The sequence below is a fragment of the Pseudomonas sp. HMSC08G10 genome, assembly GCF_001808425.1.
GTDB classification, from domain to species: Bacteria; Pseudomonadota; Gammaproteobacteria; order Pseudomonadales; family Pseudomonadaceae; genus Aquipseudomonas; species Aquipseudomonas guariconensis.
Window position 1 is genome coordinate 184533 of record NZ_KV793294.1, and the last position, 16659, is coordinate 201191.

General features: G+C 63.9%; 13 protein-coding genes and 1 pseudogene. 5 read left to right on the forward strand and 9 right to left on the reverse strand.

The annotated features are described in order from the left end of the window. Positions 1–186 (forward strand): annotated as a pseudogene (locus tag HMPREF3173_RS24820) (glutamine synthetase); the annotation flags it as partial. Positions 187–259: 73 nt separating this feature from the next. Here the strand turns inward: HMPREF3173_RS24820 and argA are convergent. Both argA and argE read right to left on the reverse strand, forming a co-directional pair. Beyond that, positions 260–1558: an amino-acid N-acetyltransferase gene (argA, locus tag HMPREF3173_RS05065; protein ID WP_043211546.1), complete on the reverse strand. Its 1299-nt coding sequence runs from the start codon at positions 1556–1558 to the stop codon at positions 260–262. A 226-nt stretch (positions 1559–1784) separates the two neighbouring features. Further along, positions 1785–2927, reverse strand: coding sequence for an acetylornithine deacetylase (gene argE, locus HMPREF3173_RS05070; protein WP_070571779.1), 1143 nt, complete (start codon positions 2925–2927; stop codon positions 1785–1787). A 122-nt stretch (positions 2928–3049) separates the two neighbouring features. On the opposite strand from argE, the gene HMPREF3173_RS05075 reads away from it, so the two are divergent. Then, positions 3050–4417 (forward strand): CYTH domain-containing protein, encoded by a 1368-nt coding sequence (locus HMPREF3173_RS05075; RefSeq protein ID WP_043211550.1) that lies wholly within the window; start codon positions 3050–3052, stop codon positions 4415–4417. Positions 4418–4516: 99 nt separating this feature from the next. On the opposite strand, the gene HMPREF3173_RS05080 is transcribed toward HMPREF3173_RS05075, so the two are convergent. After that, positions 4517–4987 carry an Lrp/AsnC family transcriptional regulator gene (locus HMPREF3173_RS05080; protein ID WP_043211551.1) on the reverse strand — a complete coding sequence of 157 codons (471 nt, stop codon included), beginning with the start codon at positions 4985–4987 and terminating at the stop codon, positions 4517–4519. Positions 4988–5112: 125 nt separating this feature from the next. Between HMPREF3173_RS05080 and HMPREF3173_RS05085 the strand changes: the two genes are divergently transcribed. From HMPREF3173_RS05085 to HMPREF3173_RS05095, 3 genes are all read left to right on the forward strand, one after another. Further along, positions 5113–5439, forward strand: coding sequence for a hypothetical protein (locus tag HMPREF3173_RS05085; RefSeq protein ID WP_070571780.1), 327 nt, complete (start codon positions 5113–5115; stop codon positions 5437–5439). A gap of 129 nt (positions 5440–5568) precedes the next feature. After that, positions 5569–7251, forward strand: coding sequence for a GspE/PulE family protein (locus tag HMPREF3173_RS05090; protein WP_070571781.1), 1683 nt, complete (start codon positions 5569–5571; stop codon positions 7249–7251). 92 nt (positions 7252–7343) lie between these two features. Next, positions 7344–7658 (forward strand): DUF2388 domain-containing protein, encoded by a 315-nt coding sequence (locus HMPREF3173_RS05095; protein ID WP_070571782.1) that lies wholly within the window; start codon positions 7344–7346, stop codon positions 7656–7658. Between the two features lie 224 nt (positions 7659–7882). Here the strand turns inward: HMPREF3173_RS05095 and gcvP are convergent, their stop codons facing one another. The 6 genes from gcvP to HMPREF3173_RS05125 form a co-directional block, all read right to left on the reverse strand. Then, complete coding sequence (gene gcvP, locus HMPREF3173_RS05100) at positions 7883–10756, reverse strand: aminomethyl-transferring glycine dehydrogenase (RefSeq protein WP_070571783.1); 2874 nt, start codon at positions 10754–10756, stop codon at positions 7883–7885. A 168-nt stretch (positions 10757–10924) separates the two neighbouring features. Then, positions 10925–11308: a glycine cleavage system protein GcvH gene (gene gcvH / locus HMPREF3173_RS05105; RefSeq protein WP_070571784.1), complete on the reverse strand. Its 384-nt coding sequence runs from the start codon at positions 11306–11308 to the stop codon at positions 10925–10927. Positions 11309–11355: 47 nt separating this feature from the next. Then, positions 11356–12438, reverse strand: a complete 1083-nt coding sequence (gene gcvT, locus HMPREF3173_RS05110; RefSeq protein ID WP_070571785.1) for a glycine cleavage system aminomethyltransferase GcvT — start codon at positions 12436–12438, stop codon at positions 11356–11358. A gap of 126 nt (positions 12439–12564) precedes the next feature. Further along, positions 12565–14187 carry an ABC transporter permease gene (locus tag HMPREF3173_RS05115; RefSeq protein ID WP_070571786.1) on the reverse strand — a complete coding sequence of 541 codons (1623 nt, stop codon included), beginning with the start codon at positions 14185–14187 and terminating at the stop codon, positions 12565–12567. Positions 14188–14337: 150 nt separating this feature from the next. After that, positions 14338–15339, reverse strand: coding sequence for an extracellular solute-binding protein (locus HMPREF3173_RS05120; protein ID WP_070571787.1), 1002 nt, complete (start codon positions 15337–15339; stop codon positions 14338–14340). A 95-nt stretch (positions 15340–15434) separates the two neighbouring features. After that, positions 15435–16652, reverse strand: a complete 1218-nt coding sequence (locus tag HMPREF3173_RS05125) for a 2-octaprenyl-3-methyl-6-methoxy-1,4-benzoquinol hydroxylase (RefSeq protein ID WP_168166365.1) — start codon at positions 16650–16652, stop codon at positions 15435–15437. Positions 16653–16659: the final 7 nt, after the last annotated feature.

The window sequence follows — 16659 nt, forward strand, 5'->3', positions numbered from 1 at the left end:
CTGGAGCAGAGCCTGCCGAACAACCTGCGCGATGCCCTGCGCGAGCTGGACGACAGCGAAATCCTGAACAAGTACATCGATCCGAAGTACATCGACATCTTCGTCGCGTGCAAGGAGAGCGAGCTGGAGGAGTTCGAGCACTCGATCTCCGACCTCGAGTACAACTGGTACCTGCATACCGTGTAAACGAAAACGCCGCCCCAAGGGGCGGCGTTTTTCATTCCGGGACCGTGTCGCCCGCGAAGAGATCAGCACAGTCTCAAAGCGGCTTCTCGAAAATCTTCGAATTGCGCTGGTAGTTGTACAGCGATGCCCGCGCCGCCGGCAGCCGCTCCACCCCACTGGGCGCAAAGCCGCGTTCACGGAACCAATGCGCGGTACGGGTGGTGAGCACGAACAAGGTGCTAAGGCCCTGCTGCCGTGCCCGACTCTCGATCCGCTCCAGCAACTCGTCGCCACGTCCGCCATGGCGATACTCAGGGTTCACCGCCAGGCACGCCAGCTCCCCTGCATCGGAATCGGCGATCGGATACAGCGCCGCGCAGGCGATGATCATGCCCTCGCGCTCGACGACGCTGAACTGCTCGATCTCTCGCTCCAACACTTCACGCGAGCGCCGCACCAAGATCCCCTGCTCCTCCAGCGGACTGATCAGCTCCAGCAAACCGCCCACATCGTCGATGGTCGCCTCACGCACCACTTCGAACTGCTCCTGGGACACCAGCGTGCCCCCGCCGCCACGCGTGAACAGCTCGGTCAGCAGCGCGCCGTCCTCGGCATAGCTGACGATATGACTGCGCGCCACACCGCCCTTGCAGGCTTCGGCGGCGGCATCGAGCAGTTCGCCCTGATAGTCGCTGCCCAAGCGTTGCAGATGCGCGGGTACCTGTTGTGGACGCAGCTCACGCACCAGCTTGCCCTGCTCGTCCAGCAAGCCGGGTTCGGCACCGAACAGCAGCAGTTTGTCGGCGCCAAGCTCGATGGCGGCGCGGGTCGCCACGTCTTCGCAGGCCAGGTTGAAGATCTCGCCGGTAGGCGAATAGCCCAAGGGCGACAGCAACACGATGGAGCGCTCGTCGAGCAGGCGGTTGATACCCTTGCGGTCGATCCGCCGCACCTCGCCGGTGTGGTGATAGTCGACCCCTTCGAGCACCCCGATCGGCCGGGCGGTGACCAGGTTGCCCGACGCCACCCGCAGGCGCGAGCCTTGCATCGGCGAGGCGGCGATATCCATCGACAGGCGCGCCTCGATGGCCAGGCGCAGGGCGCCCACGGCATCGATCACGCAGTCCAGGGTCGCCGCGTCGGTGACGCGCATGCCGCGATGATAGTGAGGCGTCAGGCCGCGATCGGCCAGGCGGCTCTCGATTTGCGGACGCGAGCCATGGACCAGCACCAGCCGCACGCCGAGGCTATGCAGCAGCACCAGGTCGTGGACGATGTTGCCGAAATTGGGGTGTTCCACGCCATCGCCTGGGAGCATGACCACAAAGGTGCAGTCGCGATGAGCGTTTATGTAGGGAGAAGCATGGCGCAGCCAGTTGACGTAATCGGGCATGACAAGGCCTGTGGATAAGTGAACGGAGAACGGCGAACAAACGGCGGCGTTCAAAATCATCGTCGGAACAGGCTTGCGGTCACGCGCGGTCTCCTCTAGGCAGGGACGAATCAGGTCAATGGACGTTTAGGCGCTGTACGAAATGTATCCGCTCTGGCCCATGCTGTGTTGGAACAGGGCTCCCAAATGCGCGTGTACATGCGTGCGAACACATTTCATACAGATCCTAGCTCAGGCAATAGTGCCGGATCAGATCACGCAATAGACGCACGGTAGGCTCGATACGTGACATTTCAAGGTATTCGCCCGGCTGGTGGGCACAGGCAATGTCGCCCGGGCCCAGCACGATGGTCTGGCAGCCCAGTTGTTGAAGATAAGGCGCTTCGGTGCCAAAGGCCACTGCCTCGGCGCGATGGCCGGTCAGACGTTCGGCCAATTGCACCAGTTCGGCGTCGGCGGCCTGCTCGAACGGAGGGACTTCCGGAAACAACGGCGCATAGTCGATGCGCACTTCGTGGCGTTCGGCCACCGGCACGAGTTTTTCCCGGATCGCCGCGCGCAGCTGCTCGACATCCATGCCGGGCAGCGGACGCAGGTCGAACTCCAGGGCGCATTGGCCGCAGATACGATTAGGGTTGTCGCCGCCGTGGATGCAGCCGAAGTTCATCGTCGGGGTCGGCACGCTGAACTGCGGGTTGCGGTAGGCCTGCTGCCATTGCTGGCGAAGGCCCATCAGCTCGCCCATCACCGCATGCATCGCCTCAAGGGCACTGCGCCCAAGGCTTGGGTCAGAGGAATGCCCGCTGCGCCCCAGGATGTCGATACGGTCCATGAGGATACCCTTGTGCATGCGAATCGGCCGCAGGCCCGTAGGCTCACCGATCACTGCCGCGCGACCTAGGGGCTGGCCGGCCTCAGCCAGGGCGCGGGCGCCGGACATGGAGCTTTCCTCGTCGCAGGTCGCAAGAATCAGCAGCGGTTGCTTGAAATCGTGTTCCAACAGCGGCAACACGGCCTCGATGACCAGCGCAAAGAAGCCTTTCATGTCGCAACTGCCCAAGCCCACCCAGCGGCCATCGACCTCGGTCAGCTTGAGCGGATCGCTGGCCCACAGTTGTGGATCATAGGGCACGGTATCGCTGTGTCCGGCCAACACCAGGCCGCCGGGACCCGTGCCACGGCTGGCCAGCAGATTGAACTTGCCAGGCGTTACCTGACGGATCTCGCAGACAAAGCCAAGATCGCCAAGCCAGCCGGCCAGCAAGTCGATGACCTGACGGTTGGACTGGTCCAGCGCAGCCTGGGTGCAACTGACCGACGGTGCGGCGATCAGGGCGGCGAACTGGTCTTTCAGCGACGGCAGGGGCATAAGCGCTCTCCTCGGGCTCGAGGCCCATCATAGCAATGCATCCCGTCCCCGGAACAACCCAACAGCCGGGAGCCGACTCCTGTAGACTGCACGACAACGATGCCCCCTCCTTCGAGTCTGCGATGCACAAAGAAACCGAACTCAAGCTCCGCGCCAGCCGCGAGACCCTTGCCGCCCTGCGCGAGCACCCCCTGCTGAAGAAGCGCAACAAGTCCGGCTGGCAGACCCGCGAACTGCTCAACCAGTACTTCGACACCCCAGACCGCGACCTCGCGGCTGCTCGCGTTGCCCTGCGCCTGCGCCGGGACGGCGAGGTCATCATCCAGACCCTCAAGTGCCGAGGCCAGAGCGTGGCCGGGCTGTCCGAGCGCAACGAACACGAATGGCACCTGGACAAGGTCAAGCTGGACCTCAAGAAGCTCGACGACACCTGCTGGCCAGAGCAGTTGGCGGGGCTGGACAAAAAGACCATCAAGCCGCTGTTCACCACCGACTTCACCCGCGAGTTCGCCGAGATCGCCTGGGGTCGTGGCAAAGCCAAGGTGGTGATCGAAGCCGCCCTTGACCAAGGCTTCGTCATCGCTGGCAAGCGCAAGGAAGAAATCTGCGAGCTGGAGCTTGAGCTGCGTGAAGGTGCCCCTGAAGCGCTGCTGGAACTGGCCGCCGAACTGGCCGCCAGCCTGCCGCTGATGCCCTGCGACATCAGCAAAGCCGAGCGCGGCTACCGCCTGCTCGAGCCCGAAAGCTATGAGCTGAGTTTGCCGAACACCGAGCTTGAAGCCGAAACTTCGGTGGACGACGCCTTCGCGGCGCTGGCCTGGCAGTTGCTCGGCAGCAGCCAGCGCCTGGCCGAGCAGTACCGTCACAGCGGCCATTGGCGCCTGCTGCAGGACTGGGTGCAGTGCCTGGCCGAGCTGCGTGCCCTGGTCAGCACTTTGGGCCAGGCCGCCCCCCGCGCGACCACACGTGACCTGCGTCTGCGCCTGGACGCCCTGCTGGAAGACTGGCGTCCGTTGGTACAGGCCGGCAACGACGACGAAGACGTCCGCCGCGCCGCCCCCGAGCAGTTCGCTGACGAGCTCGAAGACACTCGCTGGGGTCAGTTCTCCCTGGAAACCTCGCGCTGGCTGCTGGCCCGTACCTGGACCGTCGAGCGCGCCGGCCGGGGCGAGCGCCAGGGCAAGGCGCACCTGGCCAGCTGGCTGGCGCACCTGCTGGGCGAGGAAGGCCGTTCGCTGAAGTTGCCGCTGTATGCCCAGCGTCCAGAAGACCTTGCCGAGCAATTGCCGCGCATCGAGCAATTGCTGGCCTGGCTGCACCACGCGCGCCACGTGCTCGAGGCGCCGCAGATGGACCGGCTGTATGGCGACCTGAAGAAGCTACATGAGCTGGCGGAACTGCCGATCAGCGATGAACTGCTAGAGGCGCGGATCGAGCAGGCCCGCGTCATCGATCAGAGCCGGGGCTGGAAGCATCTGCTCAAAGTTTGATACCGGCTCGCCTACTTCACGGGTGGACCCGTTCCTACAGATACGGCGCAGATTCTGACTTTGCGCAGCCCTGTGAGCGCGGGTTCCCCTGTGAACGCTTCACCTCGATAACGGCAGGCTGGTGGTGGATTTGATTTCGGACAGGGCCACGATCGAATTGACTTCCTGGATCCCTGGCACGTTGGACAACTTCTCGAAGAAGAACCGTTCGTAGGCTTCGATATCCGGCGTGACAATGCGCAGCAGGAAATCAACCGAACCCATCAGCACATAACACTCCAGCACCTGCGGAAACCCCCGGATCGCCTCAGTGAACTCGGTGAAGTTCGAACGCCCATGGGCATTGAGCTTTACCTCGGCGAAGATCTGCGTATTGAGGCCAACCTTCTTGCGGTCGAGCAAGGTCACCTGGCCACGAATGATCCCCTCGTCCTTCAAGCGCTGTATGCGCCGCCAGCACGGCGATTGCGAAAGGCCGATGCGCTCGGCGATCTGCGCGCTGGACAGCGAAGCATCCTCTTGTAACAGCTCCAGGATGCGGCGATCGTAAGCGTCAAGCTCGCTTTGCATGAACAATTCTCCATTTCGCACGGACTCGAATAGAAATAGCTGCCAAGGGGCAACCGGCTGGAATCATAGCGAAAAAATACCCCCCTCGACCTGCCAGAATTGCTCCCTCGACGATGGAGATCGGCATGAACGCACTCGAACGCCCCGACACCCCGCAACGCACCGACACCTGGGCCGCCAGCGCCGCTCACTGCACCGCACGCTATCGCCTGCAGGCCGAGGCCGAGCCGGACAGCCTGTGCCGGGTGCTCAATCTGTTCGCGTTGCAGTTTCTGACTCCGCACAGCGTCAATGTGCAACAGCAGGACGATCTGCTGGATATCGAAGTGGGTGTGGACGGGCTGAGCTGGCATCGGGCCGAAGTCATTGCACAGAAATTGCGCAACCTGGTGTGTGTCGGTGAAGTGTGCCTTGAGAACATGCCGCGGATGGCCGAGGTGGCTGCAAGCTGAGGACTGCAAGACGGGGGTGGCCTCGTTCGGCTTCTCTGAGCAAGATCCAGACACTTTTTGCCCCGACTCCTTCACCTGACGCGGGCTAGCCTTCCCCGGGACCGATCCACCCTGGCAAGGAAGCCAACTATGTATACCGACGACACCCACGCCCTCGAACTGAGCCGAGTGCTCGACGCCCTGCTCATCGAACAGCACCTGGACGCCAGCGACACCCTGCGCGTTCTCGAACAGGCCCACCGCCACCCAGATCAGCATCCGCTCGAGACCATCGCCAGCCTCGACCTCCATGACCGTCGCCACCCCGACCGACGCCTGGACCTGGACATCCTCTGCCAATGGCTCGCCAACCGGGCCGGCCAACCGTTCATGCGCATAGACCCACTGCAAGTCGACCTGCAGCAGGTCAGCGGCCTGATGTCGCCAGCTTTCGCCCAGCGCCATGGCATCCTCGCCGTGGCTGTGGACGACAGCTGCGTCACGGTGGCCAGCGCCCAACCCTATCAGTGCGAATGGGAGGCCGACTTGGTCCGCAGCCTGGGCAAGCCGATCCGCCGCGTACTGGCCAGCCCGGTGCAGGTTCGCCAATTGGCCCAGACCTTCGTTCGCCTGGCCCACTCGGTCAAGGGCGCACAGCGCCAGCAGACCACTGGCCTGGGTGAACTGGAGCATCTGCTGGAGCTCGGCCAGCGCCACACCGAGGCCAGCGCCGACGACGCCCACATCGTGCACATCGTCGACTGGCTGCTGCAGTACGCCATCGAACAGCGCGCCAGCGATATCCACCTCGAACCGCGCCGAGAACAGGGCCAGCTGCGATACCGCATAGATGGCTTGCTGCATACGGTCTATGCCTTTCCGGCAGGTGTCACCCTGGCGTTGGTCAGCCGCCTCAAGCACTTGGGGCGCATGGATGTCGCAGAAAAGCGCCGCCCCCAGGACGGTCGATTGAAAAGCCGTCTGCCGGGGGGTGGCGACGTGGAACTGCGGCTGTCCACATTACCCACGCCTTTCGGCGAAAAACTGGTACTGCGGCTGTTCGACTCCCAACAATCGCACCAGGACTTTCACCACCTGGGTCTGGAGGGCGACTTGTTACGCCAATGGCAAGGGCTGCTGAACCACCGCCAAGGTATCGTCCTGGTCACAGGCCCCACAGGCTCGGGCAAGACCAGCACGCTCTACGCCAGCCTACGTCAACTGGCCACGCCCCAGGTCAACCTGTGCACCATCGAAGACCCTATCGAGCGTCTGGAGCCTGCGTTCAACCAGCTGCAGGTCCAGCCGAGCCTCGACCTGGGGTTTGCCAATGGCGTGCGCGCCCTGCTGCGCCAGGATCCGGACATCATCATGATCGGTGAGATACGTGATCGCGAGACCGCCCAGGTCGCGGTGCAAGCAGCCCTGACGGGGCACCTGGTGCTGTCCACCCTTCACACCGACGACACCTGCAGCGCGATCACCCGCCTACAGGAGCTGGGTGTGGCGGACTACCTGCTCAAAGCCACACTGCTCGGCGTCATGGCCCAGCGCCTGGTGCGTACCTTCTGCTGCGACTGCCAGGGCACGGCGGCCCTCGACGGTGTTGCCTGTCGTGCTTGCCGCGGGACGGGGTTTCATGGCCGCACGGGGCTGTTCGAGCTGTTGATCCCAAGCGAAGGCCTGCGCGCCAGCATCGGCTCCAACAGCGATCTGGCCGCCCTGCGTCGGATGGCTCTGGCGGAAGGGTTGCAGGACCTGCGCCACTGCGGGGAGGTGAAAATCAGCGCCGGACAGACCAGCCTGGCGGAGGTGCTCAGGGTCTGCTCCTGAGCAAAATTCCCTTGTATTCAGGGAACTTGCGTCACTCAGACACGATCCAAACGGCCATTCCCACAACCCTCACCACTCGAGGTGAATGCACCATGCGTCTCAAAACCGCCATCGCAGCAGCCGCCCTGCTCTCGCTGCCTGTTGGCTCCGCCATGGCCGATACCTTCTGGCGTAACGTCATGACTTCCGGCGCGACCACCGCGTCGAGCTACCTGACCTCCAAAGACCACAAGATGGTCGTGGCCGCCCAAGACGATGCCGGCAGCTTCGTTGCCAGCGAAGGCGCCATCCGCGGGCCATACCTGGAGGCAGCGATCCGCAAGGTGCGCGCCGACAACCCTGGCATGCAAGCGACCGACATGGACCTGGCCAACGCTATCCTGGCCAAGAACGCCGTCGTCGAGTAACACCGCAGGGTCCTTCCGACAGGTCCATCTCGGGCCTGTATGAGCAACGGTCTTGCTCCGTGGCGTCTTGTTCGCGGGTAAACCCGCTCCCACTGGTCCATGCTGGCCCTGTGGGAGCGGCTGACCCGCAAGCAGACGACTCAGATGCTGGGGTCATCTAACCGCCGCTTCAATCGCCCATTTCCCTCTGCTTCCCACCTACCTTGGATGGCCTGACATCGGCCTCAGCGATACGCCTCCACCGGCACGCACGAGCAGAACAGGTTCCTGTCCCCATACACATTGTCGACCCGGTTCACCGCTGGCCAATACTTGTGCAAGCGCACATGAGCACTGGGGGCTACGCCTTGCTCCAGGCTGTAGGGGCGCGCCCAGGGTGCCAGCACATCGGCCAGGGTATGGGGGGCATGCTTGAGCGGGTTGTCCTCGGCGGGCCAGTTGCCGTCCTTCACTTCATCGATCTCCGCCCGGATCGCCAGCATCGCCTCGACAAAGCGGTCCAGCTCAGCCTTGGATTCGCTCTCGGTAGGCTCGACCATCAAGGTACCCGGCACCGGGAAGGACATGGTCGGGGCATGGAAGCCGTAGTCCATCAGGCGCTTGGCCACGTCCTCCTCGGTGATTCCAGTCAGCGCCTTGAGCGGGCGCAGGTCGAGGATGCATTCGTGGGCGACACGCTCGTTGCGCCCCCGGTACAACACCGGGAATGCCCCATCGAGCTGGTGGGCCAGGTAGTTGGCCGAGAGGATCGCCACCTCGCTGGCATCGGCCAGTTGCGGCCCCATCATCGCGATGTACATCCAGCTGATCGGCAAGATGCTCGCACTGCCCCAGGGCGCGGCGCTGACTGCACTGTTGTTCGGGTCGAGCCCTGGCACCGGCACCACCGGGTGGCTGGCAACGAACGCCTTGAGGTGGGCACGCACCCCGATCGGCCCCATGCCGGGCCCCCCGCCACCATGGGGGATGCAGAAGGTCTTGTGCAGGTTCATGTGCGAGACATCGGCACCGATGTCGGCCGGCCGTGTCAGGCCGACCTGGGCATTGAGGTTGGCGCCGTCCATGTACACCTGGCCACCCTGCTGGTGGATCACCTCACAGATCTCACGAATGCCTTCTTCATACACCCCATGGGTCGAGGGGTAGGTGATCATCAGGCAGGAAAGTCTATCGCCAGCAGCGCGCGCCTTGGCCTTGAGGTCGTCGAGGTCGACGTTGCCATCATCGTCGCAGTCGACGATCACCACCTCCATGCCAGCCATCTGCGCCGATGCAGGGTTGGTGCCGTGCGCCGATGAAGGAATCAGGCACAGGGTCCGCTGCGGCTGATGGCGACTCTGGTGATAGCGGGTGATTGCCATCAGCCCTGCATATTCGCCTTGGGCGCCCGAGTTGGGCTGCATGCAGATGGCATCGAAGCCGGTGATGGCGCACAACCAGCTTTCCAGCTCGTCGATCATGGCCTTGTAGCCCTGGGCCTGGCCGGCCGGGACGAAGGGGTGCAGCGAGGCGAAGCCAGGCCAGGTGATGGGGATCATCTCGCTGGTGGCATTGAGCTTCATGGTGCACGAGCCCAGCGGGATCATCGACTGGTTCAGCGCCAGGTCCTTGTTCTCCAGCTGCTTGAGGTAGCGCAGCATCTCGGTTTCGCTGTGGTGCAGATTGAACACCGGATGGGTGAGCAACGGCGTACGCCGGACCAGCGCCCCCGGAATGCCTTCGGGGAGCGCCTGGGCGTCGAGGTCGGCGATGTGCAGGCCATGGTCGACGCCCAAGAAGACATCGAACAGACGCATGACCGTCGCCTCGGTGCAGGTCTCGTCCAGGCTGACGCCCAGGTGTCCGCGCCCGAGAATGCGCAAATTGATCCGGGCCTTCTCGGCGCTTTCGATGATCGCCGCCTGGGTACCGCCAACGTCGAGGGTCAAGGTATCGAAGAAGTGCTGGTTCACCCGCTTGATGCCCTTGGCTTCGAGGCCTGCGGCCAGGACGAACGTCAGCCGATGCACCCGCTGAGCGATGCGCCTGAGCCCTTCAGGGCCATGGTAGACCGCGTAGAACCCGGCGATGTTGGCCAGCAGCACCTGAGCGGTGCAGATATTGGAATTGGCCTTCTCGCGGCGGATGTGCTGCTCGCGGGTCTGCAAGGCCATGCGCAGGGCGGTATTGCCGCGAGCATCGCGCGAGACGCCGATGATGCGCCCCGGCATCGCGCGCTTGAACTCATCACGACAGGCGAAATATGCGGCATGGGGGCCGCCATAGCCCATGGGTACGCCAAAACGCTGGGTCGAACCCAGCACCACATCGGCCCCCAGCTCACCGGGTGGGGTCAGCACCACCAGGCTGAGGATATCCGCCGCGACGCAGGCCAAGGCGTGTTGGCCATGCAATTGGTCGATCAGTGGACGCAGGTCGCGCACTTCCCCATGGGTGTCGGGATACTGCATCAAGGCGCCGAACACCTGATGCTTGCCCAAGTTGTCCAGCGAATCGACGATCAGTTCGAAGCCGAACCCCTCGGCGCGGGTGCGCAGCACCGAGAGTGTTTGCGGATGGCAGTGCTCGTCGGCAAAGAAGACATTGCTTTTGCTCTTGGCCATCCGCTTGGCCAGGGCCATGGCCTCGGCCGCCGCAGTGGCTTCATCGAGCAACGAGGCATTGGCCAGGGCCAGTCCGGTCAGGTCGATCACCATTTGCTGGAAGTTCAGCAGCGCCTCCAACCGCCCTTGGGCAATTTCCGGCTGGTAAGGCGTGTAGGCGGTGTACCAGCCCGGATTCTCCAGCACATTGCGCAGAATGACGGTGGGCGTGACGGTCCCGTGGTAACCCATGCCGATCAGGCTGGTCCAGATCTGGTTCTGCTCCGCGTACCCAGCCAGTTTGGCCAGGGCAGCTTGCTCATCCAGGGCGGGCGGAAGGTCCAGCGGGCGGGCCAGGCGGATGCCCGGGGGGACGGTCTGTTCGATCAGTTCGGTGCGACTGGCGATGCCGAGGGCATCGAGCATGGCCTTCTGCTCTGAGGCATCAGGCCCCAGGTGACGACGCAGGAAGGGGTTGAGCTCTTGCAGTTGACTCAAGGATGGCGACTGGGACATGGCGATCGTCTCTTCCTGGACCAGGTCTCATGGAGACTTACAAGTCTAGGAAGGGATTGCCCATGCTGCGTGAAATCTTGCGTTGCCCAGTGACTTCTTCACGGATAAACCCGCTCCCGCAGGGCTCGGAGCGCGCCTGCAGGAGGGGTTTAGTTGTGCCAGGAAGGCTTACTCGCCGATGGCAGCTTGGTAGCCAGCAGCGTCCAGCAGGTTGTTCAGATCGGCTGGGTTGCTTGGCTTGAGCTTGAAGATCCAGGCAGCGTAGGGCTCTTCGTTGAGCAGCTCAGGGCTGTCGGCCAGTTCTTCGTTGACGGCGATGACTTCGCCGGCCACAGGTGCGTAGATATCCGAAGCGGCCTTGACCGACTCGACCACGCCCGCGGCGTCGCCAGCGGCAAACACCTTGCCCACTTCTGCCAATTCGACGAACACCACATCACCCAGGGCTTGCTGGGCATGATCGCTGATACCGACGGTCACGCTGCCATCGGCTTCCAGGCGTGCCCACTCGTGGCTTTCGGCAAAACGCAGTTCGGCGGGGATATTGCTCATCTGTTGTCTTCCTCGATTGGCTCAGCGGTCAGCCCGCCGGTAATTGTTCAGATCAGAATCTTTCCATGGCGCACGAAGGTCGGCTTGACCACCCGCACCGGATACCACTTGCCACGAATCTCCACCTCGGCGCGCTCGCCCGTAGCCATGGGCACACGCGCCAAGGCGATGGATTTGCTCAGCGTAGGCGAGAAACTACCACTGGTGATCTCCCCTTCGCCAATCCCGGCTACCCGCACTACCTGATGGGCGCGCAGTACACCACGCTCTTCCAGCACCAGGCCGACCAGTTTCTCTTGCACACCCTGCTCGATTTCCGCAAGCAGGCCGGTACGCCCGATGAAGTCGCGCTCGGCCGGTTCCCAGGCGACGCTCCAGCCGAGGTTGGAGGTCAGTGGCGTATGGTTTTCGTCAATGTCCTGGCCGTAAAGGTTCATGCCGGCTTCCAGGCGCAACGTGTCGCGCGCACCGAGGCCGCTCGGCGCAATGCCTGCACCGACCAGGTCGTTGAAGAAGGCTGGCGCCTGCTGGCCGGGGAAGATGATCTCCAGGCCGTCCTCGCCGGTGTAGCCGGTGCGGGCAATGAACCAGTCACCTTCGGCAACCCCTTCGAACGGGCGCAGCTCACGGACCAGTGCAGCACGCGGGGCACTGAGCAGTTGGGCGACTTTTTCGCGGGCATGGGGGCCTTGGATGGCGAGGATGGCAAGCTCGGAGCGCTCGACGAAGTTGATGGCGAAACCGGCGCTCTGCGCCTGCAGCCAGGTGAGGACCTTGTCGCGGGTGGCGGCGTTGGCCACCAGGCGATAGCCGATTTCCGTGCGGTAGGCGATCAGGTCGTCGATGACGCCGCCGTCGGCGTTGAGCAACGGGCTGTACAGCGCCTTGCCGGGGCTGTCCAGACGGGCCACATCGTTGGCCAACAAACGTTGCAGCCAGGGTGTGGCCTGGTCGCCGGCAACATCGATGACGGTCATGTGGGATACATCGAAGACGCCGCAATCACTGCGCACCTGATGGTGCTCCTCGACTTGCGAACCGTAGTGCAGGGGCATGTCCCAACCACCGAAATCGACCATCTTGGCGCCGAGCGCCAGGTGCAGGTCATACAGAGGCGTACGCTGTCCCATGGGTTTCTCCTTCCGGGCGTGGCGAGGCAGCGGCGGTCGGCAACGTTGATTCGTTGCCTGATCTTGTTCAGGACCCGCCGCAGCGAATGCCGCGCATTGTAGCCGCAAGGGCGGAGCCTGGCACCCTCAGTGACGATGCCCGGGACGCCGAGCCGAACGGCGGATCAACCCGATGACCGGCAGCAGGCCGACCAGCACCAGCGTCAACGCTGGCAGCGAGGCTCGTGCCCATTCGCCTTCGCTGGTCATCTCGAACACCCTGACGGCGAGGGTGTCCCAGCCGAACGGTCGCATCAGCAGCGTCGCCGGCATCTCCTTGAGCACATCGACGAATACCAGCAGCGCCGCACTCAGGGCGCCCGGCACCAGCAACGGCAGATACACCTTGAAAAACAACCCCACGCCACCGACCCCCAGACTGCGCGAAGCCTCCGGCAGCGACGGCCGTATACGCTCCAGGCTGCTCTCCAGCGGACCGTAGGCCACGGCCATGAAGCGCACCAGGTAGGCCAGCAGCAAAGCCCAGAGGCTGCCCAGCAACAACGGTTTGCCGGCGCCGCCCAACCATCGGGACAACGGAACCACCCATTGGTTGTCCAGGTAGCTGAAGGCAAGCATGATCGACACGGCCAGTACCGAGCCCGGCAGGGCATAGCCCAGGTTGGCCACGCCCACCCCGGCGCGGATGCCTCGGGTTGGCGACTGACGCCGCGCAAAGGCCAACAGCAGGGCCACGCTGACCGTGATCAAGGCAGCCATGGCGCCCAGGTAGAGGGTATGCAGCACCAAGCCAATGTACCGCTCGTCAAGGTCATGCCGCCCCCGCTGCCAGAACCACGCCAGCAATTGCAGCAGCGGGATGACGAAAGCACAGGCGAATACCAGCAGGCACCACCCGGTAGCCGCCAGCGCTTTTAGGCCACGCAGGTGATAGAGCGCCTGCCCCCGGGGCCGCTCGTTGCCATGGCGGCTTTTGCCACGAGCCCGCCGCTCGCCGTACAGCACCAGCATCACCACCAGCAGCAACAGGCTGGCCAGTTGCGCTGCGCTGGAAAGGCTGAAGAAGCCATACCAGGTCTTGTAGATGGCCGTGGTGAAGGTGTCGAAGTTGAACACCGCCACGGCGCCGAAATCTGCCAGGGTCTCCATCAGGGCCAAGGCGATGCCTGCACCGATGGCGGGCCTGGCCATGGGCAGCGCCACACGCCAGAACGCCTGTAGCGGCGACAGCCCAAGCACCCGCGCCGCCTCCATCAACCCTTTGCCTTGGGCCAGGAAGGCGCTGCGCGCCAGCAGATAGACGTAGGGGTAGAACACCAGCACCAGCACGGTGATCACGCCACCGGTGGAGCGCACCCGAGGCAGGCGCATGGGCCCGAACACCTCGCGCAGGGCAGTCTGCACGGGGCCGGCGAAATCGAGCAGTCCGACGAAGACAAATGCCAATACGTAGGCTGGGATGGCGAAGGGCAGCATCAGCGCCCAGTCCAGCCACCGCCTACCGGGGAATTGGCAAAGGCTGGTCAGCCAGGCCAGGCTCACACCCAGCACCGTCACCCCGACGCCCACTCCCAGCACTAGCGTGAGCGTGTTGCCCAGCAAGCGGCTCATCTGGGTGTCGAGCAGGTGCGACCAGATCTGCACGTCGATCGACTGCCAGGACAGCAGCAGCACGCTCAGGGGCAAGAGCACCAAAGCAGCGACGAGAAAGACTGGGAAGTACCAACGGCGTTGGAGGGTGTGGGGCAAGGCGAACGTCTCTGTGCTGATGGCGACCGCTGCGCGGTCGTTCGCAGGTAAACCCGCTCCCCAGGAACACCCTCGAGGGAGCGGGTGTTCCTGGGGAGTGGGTTTACCCGCGAAGGGCCTTTGCAGGCCCTGAAGGATAAAGCCTGGGGCTTAGTTCCAGCCAGCCCGGTCCATCAAGCGAATGGCCTCGGCCTGGCGTTTGCCGGCCACTTCCACCGGAATGCTGTCGGCCTTGAAACTACCCCAGGCCGCGACTTCCTCGGACGGCTGGACCTTCGGGTTGGCCGGGAATTCCTGGTTGATGTCGGCAAACAGCTTCTGCGCCTCGACGCCGGTCATCCACTCGACCAGCTTCTTCGCCGCCTCCGGGTGCGGCGCGTGCTTGGTCAGGCCGATGCCCGACAAGTTGACATGCACGCCACGGTCGCCCTGGTTGGGCCAGAACAGCTTGACCGGCAGGTTGGGCTTTTCCTTGTGCAGACGACCGTAGTAATAGGTGTTGACGATGCCCACGTCGCACTGACCGGCCTCGATGGCCTGGAGCACGGCGGTGTCGTCGGAGAACACATCGGTGGACAGGTTGTTGACCCAACCCTTGATGATTTCCTGGGTCTTGGCCTCGCCGTGGTTCTCGATCAGGGTCGCAGTCAGCGACTGGTTGTAGACCTTCTTGGCCGTGCGCAGGCACAGACGGCCTTCCCATTGCTTGTCGGCCAGGGCTTCGTAGGTGGTCAGCTCTTGGGGTTTTACCCGCTCGGTGGAGTAGGCAATGGTCCGCGCACGCAGGCTCAGGCCTGTCCAGTCATGGGAGGAAGCGCGGTACTGGGAAGGGATGTTCTGGTCGATGACGTCCGATTTGATCGGTTGCAGGATGCCCATCTGTTCAGCCTGCCAGAGGTTGCCGGCATCGACGGTGAGCAGCAGGTCGGCCACGCCGTTCTCGCCCTCGGCCTTGATGCGTTGCATCAATGGGGCTTCCTTGTCGGTGATGAACTTGATCTTCACGCCGGTCTTGGCGGTGTAGGCGTCGAACACTGGCTTGATCAGCTCGTCGATACGCGAGGAATACACCACCACTTCGTCCGCCGCCTGGGCAGTGCCGCCGAACAGGGTCAGGGCCAGAGCGGCCAATAGGGGCTTGCGTGGCAACATCGGGGTCTTCCTCGGTGAGTTGAGAGGTGCAAATGGTAGTGAATCCCATTATCCACCTCACCTGCGCAGACGTTACCGAATGTTGCCGGACGCCCTCAGGCCTTGGCCAAGGCCGGCAGATCCCCGGAAAGCCCCAGCGCCTGGCGCACGAACAACGCCTTGGCCTCCGGCAACTGCTCCACCAGCTTCAGCCCGCTGTTGCGTAGCCAGCGCAGCGGCAATGGATCGGCCTGGAACAAGCGCTCGAAACCTTCCATCGCCGCCATCAACGCCAGGTTGTGCGGCATGCGTCGCCGCTCGAAGCGGGTCAGCACCTTCACGTCGGCCAGCCGTTCGCCACGCTCGCAGGCGCGCTCCAGCTCCTCGGCCAACACGGCAGCATCCAGAAAGCCCAGGTTGACGCCCTGTCCGGCCAGCGGATGGATGGTGTGCGCAGCGTCGCCGATCAGCGCCAGCCCCTCGTCCACATAGCGCTTGGCATGACGCTGGCGCAGCGGCACGCAAAGCCGCGGATCGGCACTCACCACCTCACCCAGGTGCCCCTCGAAAGCACGACCGAGCGCCTCGCAGAAGGCGGCGTCATCCAAGGCCATGAGTTTCTCGGCCTGCTCCGGCGTGGTCGACCAGACAATCGAGCACCAGGCCTGCCCGTCATCACGGGACAACGGCAGGAAAGCCAGCGGCCCTTCATCGGTAAAGCGTTGCCAGGCCGTGGCCTGGTGCGCCTCGCTGCAGCGCACGCTGGTGACGATAGCGTGGTGCAGGTAATCCCACTCACGGGTTTCACAACCGGTCAGCTTGCGTACCGCGGAGTTGGCGCCATCGGCGGCCACCACCAGCGGCGCACGCAGGGTCCGCCCATCGGCCAGGGTCAGCAGCCATTCGTCGCCGGAGCGGCGCATCTGCTCCAGGCGAGCATTGGGCAGCAGGCCGACGTCACTGTCGTGAAGACGCTCCAGCAGGCTATCCTGCACCACGCGGTTCTCGACGATATGGCCGAGCACCTGGGCGTGCACGCTGGCTGCCGAGAAGTGGATCTGACCCGTACCGCTGCCATCCCAGACGTGCATGTCCGTGTACGGCGAGACCCGGCGCCCGGCGATGCCTTCCCAGGCGCCTAGGCGCTCAAGGATGCGCTGGCTGGCCGCCGACAGTGCGCTGACGCGGGGTTCGAATGGTCCTTGGGCGTCGAAGGGTTTGACCGACAGGGGGCTGCCATCGAGCAGGAGAATTTCCAGGCCGCTGTGGCGCAAGGCCAAGGCCAGGGCGCTGCCGACCATACCGGCACCGACAATCAAAAGATCTGCGCGCATTTCCATG

What these genes read in the sequence shown, in the direction of transcription:
- argA (WP_043211546.1), bottom strand. Translation starts at nt 1,558, where the DNA reads ATGCCCGATTACGTCAACTGGCTGCGCCATGCTTCTCCCTACATAAAC.
- argE (WP_070571779.1), bottom strand. Translation starts at nt 2,927, where the DNA reads ATGCCCCTGCCGTCGCTGAAAGACCAGTTCGCCGCCCTGATCGCCGCA.
- HMPREF3173_RS05075 (WP_043211550.1), top strand. Translation starts at nt 3,050, where the DNA reads ATGCACAAAGAAACCGAACTCAAGCTCCGCGCCAGCCGCGAGACCCTT.
- HMPREF3173_RS05080 (WP_043211551.1), bottom strand. Translation starts at nt 4,987, where the DNA reads ATGCAAAGCGAGCTTGACGCTTACGATCGCCGCATCCTGGAGCTGTTA.
- HMPREF3173_RS05085 (WP_070571780.1), top strand. Translation starts at nt 5,113, where the DNA reads ATGAACGCACTCGAACGCCCCGACACCCCGCAACGCACCGACACCTGG.
- HMPREF3173_RS05090 (WP_070571781.1), top strand. Translation starts at nt 5,569, where the DNA reads ATGTATACCGACGACACCCACGCCCTCGAACTGAGCCGAGTGCTCGAC.
- HMPREF3173_RS05095 (WP_070571782.1), top strand. Translation starts at nt 7,344, where the DNA reads ATGCGTCTCAAAACCGCCATCGCAGCAGCCGCCCTGCTCTCGCTGCCT.
- gcvP (WP_070571783.1), bottom strand. Translation starts at nt 10,756, where the DNA reads ATGTCCCAGTCGCCATCCTTGAGTCAACTGCAAGAGCTCAACCCCTTC.
- gcvH (WP_070571784.1), bottom strand. Translation starts at nt 11,308, where the DNA reads ATGAGCAATATCCCCGCCGAACTGCGTTTTGCCGAAAGCCACGAGTGG.
- gcvT (WP_070571785.1), bottom strand. Translation starts at nt 12,438, where the DNA reads ATGGGACAGCGTACGCCTCTGTATGACCTGCACCTGGCGCTCGGCGCC.
- HMPREF3173_RS05120 (WP_070571787.1), bottom strand. Translation starts at nt 15,339, where the DNA reads ATGTTGCCACGCAAGCCCCTATTGGCCGCTCTGGCCCTGACCCTGTTC.
- HMPREF3173_RS05125 (WP_168166365.1), bottom strand. Translation starts at nt 16,652, where the DNA reads ATGCGCGCAGATCTTTTGATTGTCGGTGCCGGTATGGTCGGCAGCGCC.